This window comes from Kutzneria sp. 744 (assembly GCF_000568255.1).
GTDB lineage: Bacteria > Actinomycetota > Actinomycetes > Mycobacteriales > Pseudonocardiaceae > Kutzneria.
On record NZ_KK037166.1, the window covers coordinates 5,273,903 to 5,276,062 of the forward strand.

General features: G+C 70.1%; 2 protein-coding genes. One reads left to right on the forward strand and one right to left on the reverse strand.

Going from position 1 to position 2,160, the window contains the following annotated elements:
* Positions 1 to 891: AfsR/SARP family transcriptional regulator (locus tag KUTG_RS61595; RefSeq protein ID WP_043719629.1), on the reverse strand; the 891-nt coding region annotated here is incomplete at its 3' end.
* A 565-nt stretch (positions 892 to 1,456) separates the two neighbouring features.
* On the opposite strand from KUTG_RS61595, the gene KUTG_RS23625 reads away from it, so the two are divergent.
* Complete coding sequence (locus KUTG_RS23625) at positions 1,457 to 2,116, forward strand: LysM peptidoglycan-binding domain-containing protein (protein ID WP_043719633.1); 660 nt, start codon at positions 1,457 to 1,459, stop codon at positions 2,114 to 2,116.
* Positions 2,117 to 2,160: the final 44 nt, after the last annotated feature.

A 2,160-nucleotide genomic window follows, 5' to 3' on the forward strand; every position in this document is an offset into this window, starting at 1 on the left:
CCCGGTCAGCACCACCACCGGGGTGGCGGTCGGCTCGGCCGGGGCCAGCCGCTCGACGATCGCGGCCGCGGCGGCCTCCCGTCCGACGAAGTTGATCACCTCGGGTGGCAGCTGGGCCGGCACGGCGGCCTTGGCCCCCAACGGACTTCGCAGGCTCGGATGGTCGGACAGCACGGCCTGGTGCACACGCAGCAGCTCGGCGCCGGGGTCCACTCCGAGCGCGTCGGAGAGGTACTCGTACACCTCTCTATATACGTGCAGCGCGTCGACGCGTCGGCCGGCGCGGTAGAGGGCGATCATCAGCTGGGCCCAGACCTGCTCGCGGGCCGGGTTGGCGTCGGCCAGATCGCGCAGCTCCGGCACCAGCTCCTCGTGCCGGCCGAGGGTGAGGCCGGCGTCGATGCGGCGCTCCCGGGCGTCCAGCCACTCCGCCTCAAGGCGGTTGATCTCGTTGTGCCGCAACGGGTCCAGCGGAACATCGGCCAGCACCGGGCCGCGCCACAGCCGCAGCGCCTCGGTCAACAGGGTCCACACGGTCGTCGGATCCTCGACCGAACGGGCCCGAACGAGCAGTTCACGGAAGCGGGTGGCGTCCAGCGAGCCGGCCGGGACGTCGAGCGCGTAACCGTCCTGGGCGGTGCGCAGCGCGCAGGCGGGGCCGAGCTGCTGGCGCAGGCGCATGACGTAGGTGCGCAGTGTGTTGCGCGCGCCGGCCGGCGGCCGCTCACCCCAGACGACGTCCACGAGCTCGGACGCGGCGACCGCGTGGTTGGCCTGGAGCAGCAGTGAGCCGAGCAGCAGGCGCTGCTTGGCCGCGGGCAGCGGGCGCGGGACTCCGTCGATGAGGACCTCCAGCGGGCCGAGCACGCGGAACTCGATCTCGCCCGCCATCCAGCCCCTCCCCTCGACCGCCGCTGCCGGGGAGCAGCCTAGCGGTCCACAACCCCCTCCTGTATCGATCCAGTCACTGGGCCGCAAGGGGTTTCCGGGCAACTTTTCGGTTGCGCGGACCTCATCGCTTTTGGCCTAAACCACGTGACACAGGCCTCACGTTGGGTGATCGATCTCGACTTGGAAACGGCCAGATAACGACGACCTGACCTGCACAAACAAGCGCAATCGACCCCGGTTGCGTCGCGTTACTGTGATGACGGTCACACACTTCATCATTTGGCGATCCCGCCGCCGTTACCTAGTGTCGCTTCTCGGCCGAACCCGAAACGGCTGGCAGTACCCGAGGGACCGAAGCGCCAAACCCTGTTCGGCGGTCCCCCGGCACCAAACCCCGAGCGAAGGACAACTACCGAACAGGGGCGGGGGAACCCACCCCCTGGGCGCCCGAGAACCGCCCAGAGGCCGAGCACCACGCGGTCCCCACCGCCGGACGCTGTGCGGGCGACATGTGCCCGACACGGCCCGGCGTGCTCCAACAGCAGGCGCTGTAGGCGAGAGGTCAATGAGTTCTTACCGCGGTAAGCACCGTCAGCAGTCCACCGTCGCTCGTACCGCCACCCAGGTCGTCCTGGCCGGTGCGATCGTCGCCGCCCCGATGGCGATTGCGGCCGGCACCGCCAACGCGGCGCCGAGCGTGAACTGGGACGCCGTTGCCAAGTGCGAGAGCAGCGGTAACTGGGCGATCAACACCGGAAACGGTTTCTACGGCGGTCTTCAGTTCACCGCCAGCACGTGGCGTGCCTACGGCGGCACCGCCTACGCGTCGCAGGCCAACCTGGCCAGCCGCGAGGCCCAGATCGCCGTCGCCGAGCGCGTGCTCGCCGGCCAGGGCATCGGCGCGTGGCCGGTGTGTGGCCTTCGCGGCCTCGGCGGCACGACCGCCGGTGGCACCGGGGCTCCGGCTCCGGCCCCCAAGAAGAGCGCCCCCGCGCCCCAGCGCAAGGCCACCCCGGCCCCGCAGGCGCAGGCTCAGGCCCCGTACCAGGCTCCGAAGCTGGACGGCAACGGCGACTACACCGTCAAGGCGGGCGACACCCTGTCCGGGCTGGTGCAGGACCTGAAGCTGCCGGGCACCTGGCAGGACCTGTACAACAAGAACAAGGACGTCGTCGGTTCGAACCCGAACCTGATCATCGTGGGTCAGAAGCTGACCACGAAGTGACGTCTGCTTAAAGCTCGACGGGCGAGGCCGATTCGGCCTCGCCC

Coding starts and splice junctions, on each gene's coding strand:
- KUTG_RS23625 (WP_043719633.1), top strand. CDS start 1,457: ATGAGTTCTTACCGCGGTAAGCACCGTCAGCAGTCCACCGTCGCTCGT.